We start from the raw sequence: 14,828 nt of genomic DNA, 5'->3' as shown, positions 1-14,828 counted from the left end.
GCCAAATGAAGACAGCAACACGTGAGCGACTTCAATCCATCAGGTCGCCCGGGCGTCGAAGTGCACCCGGAGACCGCTTCCACTGCCGGGTGCGCCTGTCAGGTTCCGGCAATCAAATTCATCGCGACAGGAGTTTTCATGTCAGTTATCCGAACCAGCCCTTCCCGTGGATCCGGTTCGCCCGAGGTGACGGGCTTCTACGAGGCAGATACCGGCAGCATTCAGTACGTGGTGAGCGATCCCGCCACCAAGGCGGCCGCCATCATTGACGCGGTGTGGAACTTCGATCCGAAGCATGCCCGGACGTCGACGGAATCAGCGAATGAAATCCTCCAACATGTCCAGGAAAAAGAGCTTCGGGTGGAATGGATCCTCGACACCCACCCGCATGCCGACCATCTGATGGCCGCGGCCTATCTCAAAGAAAAGCTCGGGGCGCCACAGGCGATCGGGGAGAAAGTGCGCGACATCGCCGAGTTGTGGCGCGATATCTATCATCTTCCTGACGCCTTCGACGTGGAGCGCAGCTTCGATCGTCTCTTTACAGAGGGCGAGATATTCAAGATCGGTGATTTGGACGTTCGGGTGATGCTTTCCCCGGGTCATACTCTAGGGTCCATCACCTTTCTGGTCGGAGACGATACCGCGTTCGTCCATGACACGTTGATGCAGCCGGATGCCGGGACGGCCCGGGCCGATTTCCCGGGCGGGAATGCCGCCGAGCTTTACCGCTCCATCCAACAGATTCTGTCGCTGCCGGACCACACCCGCATCTTTGTCGGCCATGATTACTGCGCCGGTGGGCGGGAGCCGATGTGGGAAGCCACGGTTGCCCAGCACAAGGCGGAAAACAAGCATCTGAAAGGCGCCATATCGGAGGCGGAGTTCGTCCGCGTGCGCGAGGAGCGGGATGCCAAACTACCGCTTCCTGACCGGATGTTGCATGCCTTGCAGGTGAACCTGCGTGGCGGGCGCTTGCCTGAGCCCGAAGCGGACGGACGCAGCTACTTCAAGATCCCGGCCAACCGATTCTGACGGCGATCTGGTCGCCCCCAGACACGCTGCTGCTTGGGGGCGGCCACTCTCGCTGGGGAGTTCCTCGTGTGCATCCGGTCAGGTGTTCTGCGGGAGCCTAATGTTCGGAGCACTGGCACTCATTTCTATACCGCACGAAAAGAGTCATAAGCTCCGTTTGCGGGCTACGCAGTCGACCAAAGCCGACATGCCATGATGGCCCTGCCCTTCAGACAGGGGAGAGTCATGTTCCTGGAGATGCAGGATATCGAAATCCGCAAAAGCGCTGCGAAGCATGTCCGCAGTGTACATGTTCTCTGCATGAGGTGGACCACCGGTTCCATAGCCCAGCTGCTCCGGACGATAGCCTTGAAGGATAAGTAGGCCACCAGGCGTTAACGTCCGTTTGATCCCTTGGAAGATGGCGGCGCGGAGATCTGGACGGGCGAACTGGATGAACACTGCGACTACGATTTCGAACTGCTCCGGCGCCCAATTCCAGATTTCCATGTCCGCCTGTTGGGTCCGGAGCATGACGTTCCGACTGGCGGCCAAACGGTGCGCCTTCTCCAGCGCCACGGGGGAGAAGTCAATTGACAGAACTTCCAGCCCCTGCTCGGCCAGCCAGACCCCGTTCCGGCCTTCGCCGTCGGCAATGGCGAGAACCCTTTGCCCAGGTCGCAGAAGGTGGCTCTGACTAACAAGAAAGGCGTTCGGCGCGGTGCCGAAAAGATAGTCGTCAGAGGAGAACCGTTCGTTCCATCGCTCGAGCTCTGGGTTGGTCGTCATGGTTCAGCCTTTCCAATGCGGAGGAAATCTTAAGCAACAGGACAGACCGCCACACGGAAGCGCTGCCTCCATTCCCAGACGACCGCCACCGCAGTGACCGCAGCGCCGACCATCGCCAAATGGAGCCGATAGGGCTCGAAATAGGCGAGCAGAAAATCCGCTCCGAAAGTCAGCAACAGGATTTTGTTGCAGGTTGGGCAGGCAACTCCCAGAAATCCGAGCGCGCTGCCGATTCCTGCTCCGCGAACGGAACATCGCGGCCGCCGGATAGCTACATAGACGCCGACCAGAACGGCTTGGATCGCCAACAACCAGACCTCGAAGCCTTGGGTCGGTGTCATCCGCGCGAAGACCGGATTGGGCCAGATTGCCGTTACAGTGCCCAGCAGAAGAAAGGTGGCGGCAGCCGCCCCTAAGCCCCACCATGGACGAAACGGAACTAGACCAGCGTTACCGGCCGCAGAACCGGATTGCTGCCAAGCTGTCACTGCTGCTCCTCCCGGGTCTTCGAGCGTACATCGGCCACGATCTCCTTCAAGGTATCCAGATCCAGGCCCCCGGGAATGAGATAGCTGCCGATTACAAAGCCTGGCGTGCCTTGCAGGCGAAGGAATGCTGCCTGTGCCGATGCTTGGCTCAACGCTTCATCGATTTCGGCGGCCCTCTCGTCGAGGCTGCGTTCAGCCGCCGCCAGGTCGAGACCGGCGCTGGTAGCCGCCTTCCGGATCTTATCCTCGTCGAGGCGCCCCGGAATGCTCATGAAGGCATTGTGGACCTCCTCGTAACGGTCTTGCCAGCGGGCCGCAAGCGCCAGTCTGGATGCGTACACGGAGGCGGCTCCGAACACCGGCCAGTGCTTGTGGATAATACGGATGCCCTCGTTATCCTCGGCAAGTTGCTTGATGGTTGGATGAACCCGGCGGCAGACCGGGCATTGGTAGTCAAAGTACTCTATGACGGTCACATCGCCCTGCGGGTTCCCTAGAACGACTGCGCTCGGACCGTGGGTCAATGCCTCCGGTCCCAATTCGGCCGTCGTATCAGCTACAGCTTCGGTAGCTGGGGCTAGGGCTGGTGCCTGAAACCACCAAGCTCCCACTATTACGATCGTCACAAGCAAACCGGCTCCGAGTGCATGCACATAGCGAGAGTCCATGGTCAAGTTTCCACTTCCCTTGATAAATCGTCTTTTGATGATGCTGTCTCTTTTGCAGCCGATTTCTTTAAAGCTGCGACCGATGGCGTTCCTCTCGGCGGCAACCCGGAACCGTCATAGGCGCGGAGCCACGGGCAAGACGCGCGGAGTTCAGAAGCACGCTGAGTGAACTCGCAAGCATCGCTGCGGCAGCGACGGCAGGGGGGATCGCCCCCGTCACGGCGAAACCGAGGCCGAGAGCATTGTAGGCGGCAGACAGGGTAAGATTCTGGCGCATCACCTTCATGCTGCGGCAGGCCAGTTCCCGAGCCTCCACGATTGTGGAAACCCCTCCGCCCACGATGGCGATACCGGCCGCGGCTGTGGCCGTGGCAGTCGCCCCGGTCATGGCAATGCCAACGTCTGCCCGGCAGAGAGCCAGGGCGTCGTTGATTCCGTCGCCGATGAAGACCACGGGCCCTTCCGCCGCCGCGACGAGTTCCGCCTTGTCCTCGGGGGTGCAGGCAGCATGCACAGCGCTCTGAGGCAACCCGAGATCGGCCGCCACTGCATGCGCAGACCCAGCCGCATCACCCGTAGCGAGCCCTAAGCAGATTCCGGCACTGCGCAAGCTGTGAATGGCTGCCCGCGCATCCGGCCGAGCCTCATCCGCCATGAGAATGGCGCCAATCCAAAGACCGCGGAAAAGTACCTCCACGCGGGTCATACCCGACGCGGCGGCCGCCGCCCAGGGTGTCTCAAAACCAGGAATGCTCCCGACGAAGATCGCGACCTGCCCATTCTCGTCCCGAATCTCGGCCCCACGAGCAAGACGGGTTCCACCGTCGGCAGGAGATATTCCAGTCTCCATGTCCTCTGGCGCTGCGGCAATGATGGCGTGAGCAAGCGGATGATCAATTCCGCGCTCCGCCAGAGCAGCCAGCCGCAGAACCTCTTCTCGGGAGTGCCCTACGGCGGGCCTCACCTCGATGACCTGCGGCTGCCCTTGGGTCAGCGTGCCGGTCTTGTCGAAAAGCATCGTTTTGGCCCCGGCCAAGGCCTCCCAAGCAGCGGCGTCCCGAACCAGGATGCCCCGCTTGGCGGCAGCGCCAGTCACCGCAACGTAGGCCATCGGAACAGCCAAGCCGATCGCGCAGGGACAGGCGACCACGAGGACGGAAACGGCCCGCAGGAGCGCTTCTTCGACTGGCAGACCGGCGAGTGATCCCGCGAATAGGGTTACAGCGGAGACAGCCAGAACCGCGGGAACGAGCAGCCGGGCCACTCGGTCCGCAAGCCGCTGAATTTCGCCCTTCCCGCCAAGAACCTCAGCGATACGCCCGCCCATCAGGTCCAGCGTCCGCTGGCCGACTGGCCGTTCGACCAATATGATGATCTGGCGCAGCATATTGATGGAACCGGCCTCGACCACGCTGCCCACACCGACCGCCGCTGGTGATGCTTCCCCTGTCAGCACCGATCGGTCGACGGCGCTGCTTCCGGACATCACCATGCCGTCCACAGGTATCCGACCACCGGCCATGACACGGATCTGATCGCCAGGAACCAAGACGGCGGCATCCACCTCCGCCTCTTGCCCGTCGCGCCCCAATCTGTGCGCACGGTCGGGCATAACGGCCCGCAGGGCTGTCATCGCGGAGACCGCCCGTTTCCGCGCATTCAACTCGATCAGGCGCCCCACGAGCAGCAGGCTGATGAGCATTGTCGCGGTATCGAAGTAGACATCAGCTGAGCCACTGGCCAGTCGCCAGGCCGAAAGCCCTAGGGATGCCAGCACGCCGACCGAGATCAGAGCGTCCATACCCGGCGCGCCGACGATAGTCGTCCGCCATCCTGCCCGGTAGAAGGGCAACCCCGCGTAAAGGACCACCGGTAATGAAAGCAACCCTGCCGCCGCCGCCATCCACCAGCCTGCGTTGCTCGTCGCAAGGCCACGATCGAAGTAGAGCGGTACGGACACCGCCATCGCCCACATGCCGAAAAAGATCGCCGCTGCGAGACGGATGCCGACAGAGCGAGCCTCATCGGCCAGTTTCCGCTCCGCCTCGTCGGCCGCGAATGGCGGACGGAGAGCATAGCCCAGTCGCCGGACGCGGTCGGCGACTATCGCTATGTCACCCTGGTCGGGATGCCACTGGACCAAGGCGGAGGCGGTGGCGAAATTGACCTTGGCGGACACCACGCCGGGCGTACGGACGATGATCCGTTCAAGGGCGGCGGCACAACTCGCACACCACATCCCGTCGATGCTGAACAACATGCGACCCGCCTGCTGGATGGCGTCGTAGTCCAGTGCCGCCGGATCGTGAGACATGGTGATCTTAGTTCCCTAGAGCGTCCGACGTCATCTTACCCGGGAGGGCGGTGCCCTGCCCCAGCAGGTGGCCGTCGATCATATCGCCGTAATGGTCCGCTTCACCTGCGTGGAACTCGGCGTCAGCCTCCTCGAGGGTGCCCTTCTGGCGGGGGTCCTTAGGTCGCTCATGGCTATTGATGAAGGACGCCACATCCCAGGCTTCCTGATCCGTTAAGCTATTGGGCTTGCCCAACGGCATGTTGGCCTTGATGAACCCGGCGGCCGTGTCGATGCGGTGCATACCGGCCCCCCAATTGTAGGAATCCGGGCCCCAGAGCGCGGGGAAGATGTATCGACCGTTGAGGTCCTTGCGTCCTTCGCCTTGCTCGCCGTGGCAGAGGGCGCAGTTCGCGGCATAGACGGCTGCGCCACGGCCTCGATCATAGCCGTGCTCGGGTTTCGCCAGTTCGGGATAACCACGCCCTGGCATCTTCTCGCCGACCGGCGCGCCATTCGCCATCCAGTAGAAGTAGGATTCCAGGTCCTTGTAGATCTGATGACCCGGCGGCGGTGGCGCACCGGCCGCGGACGCTTGGGCGTTCATCGAGTAGGTGAAACAACCCTGCACCCGATCAGCCATGGTGCTGACGTCCTTGGTCTTGCTCCGATAAGCCGGGTAGGACACGAATGCCGCCCACATCGGAGCAGAATTCTCCCGCCGCCCCTGATCGAGGTGGCAGTTGGAGCAGGAAAGCCCGTTGCCCACGAAATCCGCGGCGTTCGCTCCCGTATTCATAAAGATCTGACGGCCGCGCTCGACCGCTTGGCCGAACGGCGTGTCCGGAATGCTCTCAGGCGACGGCGGTACGAAGTATCCGTCGAAGCCCACAGGCTGGCGCGGGGCCGGGGCCGAGAGGTCCTTCTGTCGCCGTTGCCGTTCAAGGGCCATCTCGGAACGCGGGTCAGTGGCTCCTGCTAGGGCGGGTCTGTCCGCCGGGCCCACGCCGAACCAGTCTGCCACCGCCTGCATGGCCCCGGACTGGTGGACCATCAGGCCCGATGCAAAGAGAAGGAAGCCGCCGCCGACGCCCCAGATAAGGCGCCGCACCGCCGTTCCCTTGCGTTGATCGGAACGGGGCTCAATGCCGATCGCGGACATTTGGTTCGAAGAGTTGTCTTGCATGTGATGGTCCATATTGCCCCGTCACTGCTCGGTTGATGAGGTGACCGGCGCCGGGGCGAGTGTGGCCAGGTAATCCGCCACAGCCTTCATGTCCGCGGGGGACATGCGGTTGGCGATGGCTTCCATGAGGTCGAGGGAGGAGTTGCTGCGCCGCCCCTGCACCCAGGCCGCCAGCTGAGCGTAGGTGTAGTCGGCGGGCTGGGCTGCCAGACCCGGGAAATGCGGCGCCACCCCGAAAGCCGACGATCCGTGACAGGAGAAGCAGGGTGGGATGTCCTGCTTCCAATCCCCGTACATCGCCAGTTCGCGCCCACGCTCCACGTCTCCGCCAAGGGTCGCGGCAGCGTTGGACGGGCTGGCAAGACGCGAATATTGGGCTGCTAATGAAGCAATTTCGGCGTCGGAAAGGTGTTTCGCTACGAACTGCATGTTCTCGTTCGTTCTGAGCCCGTCCCGGTAGTCACGCAGTTGCCTCGCCAGATAGGCCTCCGGCAATCCGGCCAGACGCGGAACGGAGGCACTGCCCGCACCGTCCGCACCGTGGCAGGAGGAGCAGGCCCACACGCCTTCCCGTCCCTCGTTGATCAGAGACAGGACGTCTGCCGAAGCTGTGTTGGCAGCGCTCTGCGGCGAAGTGTCCGCAGCCGGTGCCTGCGCCATCAGAGACGCCGGAACAGTCGCTATAGCTGCCGCCAGGACAGCGCTCGCAGAAAGGGCAAAAAATGGGGTGCGGATCATGGTTGCTCTTCCTGCTGTCCGGCAGGAGCAGCATCTGCAGGGCGCTCTATCAGCAGCCGGAGTTCCTCTTTGCCGCTCCAGGGTTGACGGCGCGCCGCGGTGGCCTGCCGTTGCGCTTGCACGAACACGGGCTTGACGGGCGTCGCGTTGTTCGACCAAGCGCTCCGCACGTAGCTGGCGATGCTGGCGATCTCCGCGTCGGCGAGGCTTGCGCCGAATGCAGGCATGTGGCCGTCGTAGCTGCGACCAGCCACGTTGATCGGTCCGGTGATCCCATGCAGCAGGATCCGGACGATGACTTCAGGCTGTGCCAGGACATAATCAGATCCGTCCAAAGGCGGCACCGCTCCGCGGACGCCCACTCCATTGGTCTGATGGCATGTCGCACAATGCGCTGCGAACAGTTGCCGACCTTGCGCCTCGGCCCGGCTCTCGATTGCTTCGACAGCCTGCTCGACCTTGTGGGTGTCGATCGCTTTTTCATTGACCAGTAGCGCGGTCGTGCCCCAAGTCGCCAGTGCGACGGCAACTGCAAGGACGGGGATCGGAATCGGCCGATCCATCTCATAAGGCTCGAAAGCCTCATCGACCTCTGGACCAGTTGGACGTTCGGCCCTCTTGCGCCAGAAGGTCATCGGCCACCTCCGACGTTGGTGTAGCCTTGATCTCGCAGGTCCTCCGCGTCCGGGGTGCTGGGGTAGGTGCGGTCAAGGCTCAGCAGATACTGGGTGAGTTCAAGCGCCGCAGGCCGAGCAACCACGACCCCGTGCTCGGGCCGATAGCGCGGCGGAAGATCGACCACGACGTCGCCCGGCTCCGCCTTGTCCTTGGCATCAAAGAGGAAGGGGTATGAAGGCATGATGCTCCAGTCGAAGATGGCACGCGGCTGGTAGAGGTGCGTCAGGTGCCAAGCCACGCTGGGCAGGCGAGCCCCGACGTTCAGCAGATCTGGCCCGGTACGCATGGTCCCGAGCAGGTGCGGCCGGTCGAAAACATAATCCGCCGGAGTAGATGGGCGGCCCCAGCCCCGCGCTTGGTCTGGAGCCTGATCGGGTGAGCGCGGTTGCTGGCTGTGGCAATAGACGCAGCCGAGATTCACGTAGTGGTCTCTTCCCCGTTGCTCGGCCACGCTGTATGGGCGCAACCCCTCGGGAACCGCGGTGCCACGAACCTGCAGGAAGGGCATCACCACCAGGAACAAGGTGGCGAAAGCCAGAATGCCGAAGGCCAGGATGAAAAGTGGAATGACGCGGTTCATTTCTCAGGCTCCTGCGAACCGCTCGGTTTCGGTCGAAGTTAGGCCTCGTGGTGAGGAGGCCCCGGCGCGCATCCGACCGAGAGCCAGGAACAGGTGAGCAGCGAAGACAAGGTGGCCGACGCTCATCAGGGCGCCGCCGAGCGAACGACCTTGCAGATAGGGAATCGTGAGCGTGACGCTATCGGCGAATGGGCGCGCTACATCGAGCATAGCCAGCCCTTGGAGCAGTCCGCCTGCCGTGAGGGCGACGAAGTAGAGAGCGAAGCCGACGATCACGAGCCAATAGTGCAGCGACAGCAGGCTTGGGAACGGCCAATCCCGCCCCGTGAGTCGGGGAACCATGTGGTAGATTGCGCCAAACATCACCAGCGAGGTGAAGGCATAAGCCCCTAGATGAGCATGTCCCACGGTGTAATGGGTGAAGTGGGTCACCGTATTGACAGACCGGATCGCTTCGATTGACCCCTGGAAGGAAGCGAGTGTGTACATCACCGCACCGGTGGCCACGAACCGGAGCGCAAGCGATTGGCGGAAAGCCCACATGTTGCGGCCGACAGTGACATGCTGGTTGATTGCCACGGCCAGGACGGGAACGAACATCATCACGCTATGCACGACGGAAAGCGTGACCAGCCAAGTGGGAACCGGCCCACCGATCAAGTGGTGAATGCCGACTTGGCTGTAGAACAGGGCCAGCGCCCAGAAGCCGACGAGCGACAATGTATAGGAGTAAATCGGCTTACCGATGATCTTCGGAATGAAATAGTAGGCGGCTCCCACTCCAAGAGGCGTTAGCCAGAGCCCGAGCACATTATGGGCGTACCACCAGTTCACCGTAGCTTGCGGCACGCCACTGTGCATCGCGGGTAGGTTGGCGATCAGAAAGAGGATCGGGAACCAGACCAGGGCGGCGAGGTAGTACCAGCCCGTGACGTAAATGTGATCGACCTCCCGTTTCAGGGCAGTCACCACGAGCGGAACGGCAAAGAATGCACCCGCCACGCCCAATACGACGTCGATGCGCCAGGGGATTTCGAGCCACTCGAGCCCGTCGGTGCTGCCCGTAGAGACTGCGAAAAGACCTGCGATCAGGGCTGCATTCCAGAGCAGAACACCTACGACCGGCAGTTTCGACAGCCGAAGGGGCGTGTGGAAGACCCGAGGCAAAGTCCAGAGGGCAACTGCTATCCCGGCCATTGAGAGCCAGCCGTATGCCACCGCGTTCAGGTGCAGCGTGCGCACGCGGCCGAACGTCAGCAGTTCGCTGGCATTCAGCCAGTCCGGCAGATGGAGCTTCAGAGACGCGATCATTCCGAAAACTGATCCGACGACCAGCCAGACAGCGGCAGCGACCAGCAGAAGCAGGACAGGTATCCGGGAAGGCTTGTCGATCCCCAGCCGTTCGACATCGAACCGATGCCCGTTGCTGTGGACGTGTCCATTTCCGAAAGCTGTCGGATCATCCGGTTCGCCCGCTTCGCCCGGATCGAAGACTGTCAGCGCGTCCTGCTGGCCAATACGAAGTTGCTGATTGGCGACGGCCCAGATCAGGAACGCCAACGCCACAAGCGAGATCAGAAAGCTCGATGTCAGTACTAGGCCAATTGACCCCAACATGATGACCGCCCATTTGCATGGGAACCCGGTCTGACTGAATGCCCGGCCGGGTCCAAGGATTTTTCCTCCGGACTCCGGGCTGGATAATCGATGGCCCACCGTCCAAAGGCTACTCAGGCGGGTTCGTCGCCCGCTCACCTTAAGGCAGCCTTAAGGTGGTCGCCCTGATCTCGGGCGAGAGAGGATCAGCTGGAAGCCAAGCCGCCGGTCATCGTTGGTGACGGCGGTGCCATCCGTGACGTGGTGGGATTCCCAGGATCGAGGTTGTAATGCGCATACTTGTGGTCGAGGATGATCCGATTCTGTCGGACGGCCTCAGGGTAGGTCTGGGGCTCTGCGGCTTCACTGTAGACACGGTCTCAACCTGCGACGAAGCGCGAGCCGCCTTTCTCACCGGGGACTTCGATGCCGTTGTGTTGGACGTGATGTTGCCGGACGGATCAGGCCTAGAGCTCCTCCAGGAGAGCCGCTCACGGGAAGACCAAACGCCAATCCTGGTACTGACAGCACGCGATGCACCAGCAGACCGCGTCCACGGACTTGATACAGGAGCCGATGACTACCTGGGCAAACCCTTCGACCTGGACGAGCTTGCTGCGCGGCTGCGTGCGCTTCTACGCCGCTCCAGTGGACGGGCGGAGCCGCTGCTCAGATGGAAGGATGTGTCATTGGACCCTGCGCGCCAGGTCGTGCACCAGGGTGGCAAGCCGGTGGCATTGTCGCGGAGAGAGCTCACCATCCTCCAAACACTGATGGAGCGTCCCGGCGTCGTCTTCTCCAAGTCTCAACTGGAAGAACGGCTTTATGGCTGGCAAGAGGACGTGGAAAGCAATGTGGTCGAAGTTCATATTCACAAGCTGCGCGCCAAGCTCGGTGGTGGATTGATCGAAACGGTTCGGGGGCTGGGATACCGATTGGCTGCTATGTGAGGTACCGAGGACCATGGATTCCATCCGCGGACGCCTGTTCGCCATCCTGCTGCTCTCCACCGGCATGGTCTGGCTGTCAGCTGTCGGCTGGATTTATTGGGGAACACATTCGAAAGTAGAGCGGGTACTTGACCGCAGGCTCATGGAAGCGGCTCGGATGGTCGACTCTCTGATAACCAGCAGAGAGGTCGCGCTTGACGTTGCTGCCGCGACCGCACCTCGTGCCGCTGCTGCACTGGACATCACTGAGCATACCCCTATCGACCGCCAGCTGGCCTGCCAGATCTGGTCTTTCCGCGGCGCTCTCCTGGCAAACTCTGACAGTGCGCCAGTGGCTCGCCTTGGAAATCATGCCAGCGGCTTTGGAGAAGAAACCATCGATGGGCAGGTTTGGCGGGTCTACGCCGTCGAGAATAAGGCCCTTGGTGTCCGCGTGTTGGTAGGAGACAATCTTGCTGTTCGGGACCGCTTGGTAAGCGATGTTGTGACAGGCCTTCTGCTGCCCGCGGCGGCCATCATCCCTATTCTCGCAGCACTGATCTGGTACTGCGTCGGTCGGGGTATGCAGCCCATCCGTGAAGTAGCTCAAGCGCTCGGCAATCGCAACGCCGATGATCTGAGCCCCCTGCCTGATGCCCCTTCCGCCCTTGAGATCCGCCCCATGATCGAGGCCTTGAACGGGCTGTTCAGGCGAGTCGCCGGTGTCCGGGAGCGTGAGCGGAACTTCACCTCGTTTGCGGCACATGAACTCCGCACTCCGCTCGCGGGCCTCAAAACCCAAGTGCAGGTCGCTCTTTCCGCCTCTGACCCCGCCTTGCAGAAGGCCGCCTTGCAACAGATTATGAACGGAGTCGATCGAACTTCAAGACTTATCAGCCAGCTTCTTGACATGGCTCGGGTAGAGTCGCCGAACAGTTATAGCGCTCTGCAGTGGATAAACGCGGGGGAGCTCTTTTCGGCTATGACGCGCGATCTGTCTCTTCTTGCCAAGGGACATAATGTGACGGTCGCCTGTGAACCAAGCCTGAATTGTCTTGAGATCCTATCTGACAGACATCTTCTTTCCGTTACTCTTAGTTCTACTGTGTCATAAAAGAACGAGTGATGTTATGGTTGGAGCTCATGCACTTGGGAGGGTGGCATGGGTTTCGACTGGCTGGACGGGAGCGAAGCCCGCTTCGGGAGGTATATCGGGCGGCTTGCCCAGGCTCTGGGGCATGCAGACCGGCTTTCGCCATTCCAGGCCTACTGCATCGGGCTGCTGCTGCCGGGAGAGCGCAAGAGTGTTGAGCCGATGGCGGCACGGGTGGAGCCTGGCCGTGTGCAGGCCGCACATCAATCCCTGCATCACTTCGTGGCCAAGGCGCCCTGGAATGATGCTGCTGTTCTGCAGGCAGTCCGGGAAACGGTGCTGCCAACCTTGCAGGCGCATGGCTCGCTGAGGGCCTGGATCATCGACGATACCGGCCTGCCGAAGAAGGGAACGCATTCGGTCGGTGTTGCCCGGCAGTATTGCGGCCAGCTCGGCAAGCAGGACAACTGCCAAGTCGCGGTTTCACTCTCGATTTCCACCGATCACGGCAGCCTGCCACTGGCTTGGCAGCTGTATCTGCCGGAAGCCTGGGCCGGCGATCACGAGCGTCGTGCCAAGGCGGGGGTGCCTGAGGAGATCTCGTTCCAGACCAAGCCGCAGATCGCGCTGGCCCAGATCAGAACTGCCGTGCAATCCGGCGTGCCACTTGCTCCTGTGTTGATGGATGCAGGTTATGGCACCGACACGGATCTGCGCACCGGCATCACCGAACTCGGTCTAGCCTATGTTGCCGGGGTTCAGTCCTCCCTGACCGTCTGGCCACCAGGAACCGGACCGTTGCCGGCCAAACCATGGAGTGGGAAAGGCCGCCCGCCAAAGCTCGTCCGCCGCGATCCGAACCACAAGCCTGTAGACGTGAAAACCCTGGCTCAGAGTTTAGCGTCAGGGGCATGGCAGACAGTGACATGGCGGGAGGGCAGCAACGCCCCCCTGACATCCCGGTTTGCTGCGCTGCGGGTCCGCCCGGCTCACCGCGACTATTGGCGCGCGGAACCCTGGCCTGAAGAATGGCTGCTGATCGAATGGCCGGAGGATGAGAAAGAGCCCGCCAAGTACTGGCTTTCCACCCTGCCGGCCGACATCAGCCTGGCCGATCTGGTTGATACCGCAAAGCTGCGCTGGCGCATTGAGCGGGATTATCTGGAGCTCAAGCAGGAGATCGGGCTGGGGCACTATGAGGGGCGGGGATGGCGGGGCTTCCATCACCACGCCACCCTTTGCATTGCTGCTTATGGGTTCCTGGTCCAGGAGCGGGCCGCCATTCCCCCCTCAGCTCCATCCAGCTCCAAACCCATCCAAGCGCTTGGCCTACCCAAAACCTACAAGCCCAGGGGATCTCCCGCTCCGGCCTGAACGCCACGTTCCAGATTCCATCGCCACCGTGCGCATTGCCACGGCAAGAGCCCTGCTCACAACACTTGCCCGATGCCCTTGTTGTCGGCAACAAATACGCTGTTTGTGACACAGTAGAATTAGGAATCTGTTGGAAAACGCCATCTTGTATTCACCCAACGGCGGGATTGTAGCCTGCGGTCAGCACGTCGTAGCGGAATGCGTTGTCCTGACGGTTTCCGATGAGGGACCTGGCATTGCCGAAGACGAGGTCTCCAGAGTCACGGAGCGCTTTTACCGTGGGCGGCACAGATCAACTGTCGGCAGCGGCCTTGGGCTATCCATCGTCGAAGCGGCACTCAGCCATAGTGGTGGTGCGCTGAAGCTGAAGAACAAGCACCCTCATGGCTTGGTAGCTGAAATCTCACTCTCTGCTCAGTACCGTACTTCCTCGACGAATAGCTGTGCCATGCCCCCAGCCGGGCAATCGCCTGGCCGGGTTCCGCCTTTACATCAGCGATAAGCCGTTCCCAGACCGAGCAGTAGGTTACTGGTGGTCAAGTGATTGATCGCCACGGTAAGCGTCTCGATGAACCCTGACAGCTGTCCGGCGCGTCGGTCGTAGGCGGCAATGATCTAGGAAACCGCGTCACTCTGCATTCGGAAATACCCACGCCTCAAACCAGCAGGTGGTCCACTGGCGCCGAAATGCGGCCGAGCAACGGAGGGGCGTCGGCTACAATCGGAAGCTCCGTTGCAGGCCAGCAACTGCTCTCGACTTGACGCCACCGCCCCTATACAAAATCGTATACGAAAAGGTCGAAACGCGATCTTCCAAACTTTACCGGGACGAGATCCATGGACCCAGTCACTACCCTCACGGCCAAGATCACCGCGTCGTATCTTGAGAACAACCGTCTTACCCTCACGGATCTGCCGGTTCTCCTGCAGACCGTCCACAAAGCCCTGAGGGACATCGTTGCCCCACCGGCGCCGGAGCCGGAAGCGGCCGTTCCGGCCGTTCCGATCAAGAAGTCGGTCACACCGGATCACATCATCTGCCTGGAGGACGGCAAGAAGCTGAAGATGCTGAAGCGATATCTCAGGACCGCGTATGACATGAGCCCGGAAGAATACCGGGCCAAGTGGGGACTGCCATCTGATTATCCGATGGTGGCACCGAACTACTCCAAGGCCCGCAGCACCATGGCGCGCAGCATCGGTCTTGGAAGTCGCGGTCGCGGGGCCAAAGCACCTGAGCCTGTTTCTGTGGCAGAGACGCCCGAGACCAAAGCAGCACCACGTCGACGCCGGGCGAAGAAGACCTGACTATCACATCATGATCAGGGTCGATCTTCGATGTTGTCGGCCCTGATCATCGTCGACGGATGCTGCCCGGCCATAGGCAGCGGAACCAGCCGTC

Annotated in this window: 15 protein-coding genes and 1 pseudogene; 6 read left to right on the top strand and 10 right to left on the bottom strand. The window is 61.7% G+C overall.

Annotated elements, in window-relative coordinates; all coding sequences use genetic code 11:
* Positions 1–138 precede the first annotated feature (138 nt).
* Positions 139–1,035, top strand: a complete 897-nt coding sequence (locus tag DOL89_RS18140) for an MBL fold metallo-hydrolase (RefSeq protein WP_119680782.1) — start codon at positions 139–141, stop codon at positions 1,033–1,035.
* 144 nt (positions 1,036–1,179) lie between these two features.
* On the opposite strand, the gene DOL89_RS18135 is transcribed toward DOL89_RS18140, so the two are convergent.
* The 10 genes and pseudogenes from DOL89_RS18135 to DOL89_RS18095 all read right to left on the bottom strand — a co-directional run bounded on the left by DOL89_RS18135 (position 1,180) and on the right by DOL89_RS18095 (position 10,051).
* Entirely contained in the window at positions 1,180–1,803 is a 624-nt protein-coding gene (locus DOL89_RS18135) for a class I SAM-dependent methyltransferase (RefSeq protein ID WP_119680781.1), read from the bottom strand.
* A gap of 29 nt (positions 1,804–1,832) precedes the next feature.
* Positions 1,833–2,291, bottom strand: coding sequence for a hypothetical protein (locus DOL89_RS18130; protein ID WP_162937655.1), 459 nt, complete (start codon positions 2,289–2,291; stop codon positions 1,833–1,835).
* Complete coding sequence (locus tag DOL89_RS18125) at positions 2,288–2,959, bottom strand: DsbA family protein (protein ID WP_119680779.1); 672 nt, start codon at positions 2,957–2,959, stop codon at positions 2,288–2,290. The genes DOL89_RS18130 and DOL89_RS18125 overlap by 4 nt, the downstream gene beginning before the upstream one ends.
* Positions 2,960–3,026: 67 nt before the next feature.
* Positions 3,027–4,925 carry a heavy metal translocating P-type ATPase gene (locus tag DOL89_RS18120; RefSeq protein WP_225890056.1) on the bottom strand — a complete coding sequence of 633 codons (1,899 nt, stop codon included), beginning with the start codon at positions 4,923–4,925 and terminating at the stop codon, positions 3,027–3,029.
* A gap of 120 nt (positions 4,926–5,045) precedes the next feature.
* Positions 5,046–5,219, bottom strand: a pseudogene (locus DOL89_RS26060) (cation transporter); the annotation flags it as partial.
* A 61-nt stretch (positions 5,220–5,280) separates the two neighbouring features.
* Positions 5,281–6,438 (bottom strand): c-type cytochrome, encoded by a 1,158-nt coding sequence (locus DOL89_RS18115; protein WP_225890032.1) that lies wholly within the window; start codon positions 6,436–6,438, stop codon positions 5,281–5,283.
* 21 nt (positions 6,439–6,459) lie between these two features.
* Positions 6,460–7,176 carry a c-type cytochrome gene (locus DOL89_RS18110; RefSeq protein ID WP_119680777.1) on the bottom strand — a complete coding sequence of 239 codons (717 nt, stop codon included), beginning with the start codon at positions 7,174–7,176 and terminating at the stop codon, positions 6,460–6,462.
* A complete protein-coding gene (locus DOL89_RS18105) occupies positions 7,173–7,811 on the bottom strand; it encodes a c-type cytochrome (protein WP_119680776.1) in 639 nt (212 codons plus the stop codon). Before DOL89_RS18105 ends, DOL89_RS18110 begins: the two co-directional genes overlap by 4 nt.
* Complete coding sequence (locus tag DOL89_RS18100) at positions 7,808–8,434, bottom strand: cbb3-type cytochrome c oxidase subunit II (protein WP_119680775.1); 627 nt, start codon at positions 8,432–8,434, stop codon at positions 7,808–7,810. Before DOL89_RS18100 ends, DOL89_RS18105 begins: the two co-directional genes overlap by 4 nt.
* A 3-nt stretch (positions 8,435–8,437) precedes the next feature.
* Positions 8,438–10,051, bottom strand: coding sequence for a cbb3-type cytochrome c oxidase subunit I (locus DOL89_RS18095; protein ID WP_119680774.1), 1,614 nt, complete (start codon positions 10,049–10,051; stop codon positions 8,438–8,440).
* A gap of 269 nt (positions 10,052–10,320) precedes the next feature.
* Here DOL89_RS18095 and DOL89_RS18090 point away from each other — a divergent pair, with 269 nt between their 5' ends.
* The 5 genes from DOL89_RS18090 (at position 10,321) to DOL89_RS18070 (ending at position 14,734) form a co-directional block, all read left to right on the top strand.
* Positions 10,321–10,980 carry a response regulator gene (locus DOL89_RS18090; RefSeq protein WP_119680773.1) on the top strand — a complete coding sequence of 220 codons (660 nt, stop codon included), beginning with the start codon at positions 10,321–10,323 and terminating at the stop codon, positions 10,978–10,980.
* A gap of 13 nt (positions 10,981–10,993) precedes the next feature.
* Entirely contained in the window at positions 10,994–12,073 is a 1,080-nt protein-coding gene (locus tag DOL89_RS18085) for a histidine kinase dimerization/phospho-acceptor domain-containing protein (protein ID WP_119680772.1), read from the top strand.
* A gap of 48 nt (positions 12,074–12,121) precedes the next feature.
* Positions 12,122–13,426, top strand: coding sequence for an IS701 family transposase (locus DOL89_RS18080; RefSeq protein WP_119680771.1), 1,305 nt, complete (start codon positions 12,122–12,124; stop codon positions 13,424–13,426).
* Between the two features lie 130 nt (positions 13,427–13,556).
* Complete coding sequence (locus tag DOL89_RS26055) at positions 13,557–13,928, top strand: ATP-binding protein (protein ID WP_162937653.1); 372 nt, start codon at positions 13,557–13,559, stop codon at positions 13,926–13,928.
* 335 nt (positions 13,929–14,263) lie between these two features.
* On the top strand, positions 14,264–14,734 hold the full coding sequence (locus DOL89_RS18070; RefSeq protein ID WP_119680769.1) for a MucR family transcriptional regulator: 471 nt from the start codon (positions 14,264–14,266) through the stop codon (positions 14,732–14,734).
* The last annotated feature ends 94 nt before the right edge of the window (positions 14,735–14,828 follow it).

It is taken from the genome of Indioceanicola profundi, from assembly GCF_003568845.1.
GTDB lineage: Bacteria > Pseudomonadota > Alphaproteobacteria > Azospirillales > Azospirillaceae > Indioceanicola > Indioceanicola profundi.
This window is presented reverse-complemented; position numbering and strand designations above follow the sequence as displayed.

Bases quoted from the DNA above. Each gene is read 5' to 3' on its own strand.
- DOL89_RS18140 (WP_119680782.1), top strand. From the start codon at position 139: ATGTCAGTTATCCGAACCAGCCCTTCCCGTGGATCCGGTTCGCCCGAG.
- DOL89_RS18135 (WP_119680781.1), bottom strand. From the start codon at position 1,803: ATGACGACCAACCCAGAGCTCGAGCGATGGAACGAACGGTTCTCCTCT.
- DOL89_RS18125 (WP_119680779.1), bottom strand. From the start codon at position 2,959: ATGGACTCTCGCTATGTGCATGCACTCGGAGCCGGTTTGCTTGTGACG.
- DOL89_RS18120 (WP_225890056.1), bottom strand. From the start codon at position 4,925: ATGGCGGTGTCCGTACCGCTCTACTTCGATCGTGGCCTTGCGACGAGC.
- DOL89_RS18115 (WP_225890032.1), bottom strand. From the start codon at position 6,438: ATGCAAGACAACTCTTCGAACCAAATGTCCGCGATCGGCATTGAGCCC.
- DOL89_RS18110 (WP_119680777.1), bottom strand. From the start codon at position 7,176: ATGATCCGCACCCCATTTTTTGCCCTTTCTGCGAGCGCTGTCCTGGCG.
- DOL89_RS18105 (WP_119680776.1), bottom strand. From the start codon at position 7,811: ATGACCTTCTGGCGCAAGAGGGCCGAACGTCCAACTGGTCCAGAGGTC.
- DOL89_RS18100 (WP_119680775.1), bottom strand. From the start codon at position 8,434: ATGAACCGCGTCATTCCACTTTTCATCCTGGCCTTCGGCATTCTGGCT.
- DOL89_RS18095 (WP_119680774.1), bottom strand. From the start codon at position 10,051: ATGTTGGGGTCAATTGGCCTAGTACTGACATCGAGCTTTCTGATCTCG.
- DOL89_RS18090 (WP_119680773.1), top strand. From the start codon at position 10,321: ATGCGCATACTTGTGGTCGAGGATGATCCGATTCTGTCGGACGGCCTC.
- DOL89_RS18085 (WP_119680772.1), top strand. From the start codon at position 10,994: ATGGATTCCATCCGCGGACGCCTGTTCGCCATCCTGCTGCTCTCCACC.
- DOL89_RS18080 (WP_119680771.1), top strand. From the start codon at position 12,122: ATGGGTTTCGACTGGCTGGACGGGAGCGAAGCCCGCTTCGGGAGGTAT.
- DOL89_RS18070 (WP_119680769.1), top strand. From the start codon at position 14,264: ATGGACCCAGTCACTACCCTCACGGCCAAGATCACCGCGTCGTATCTT.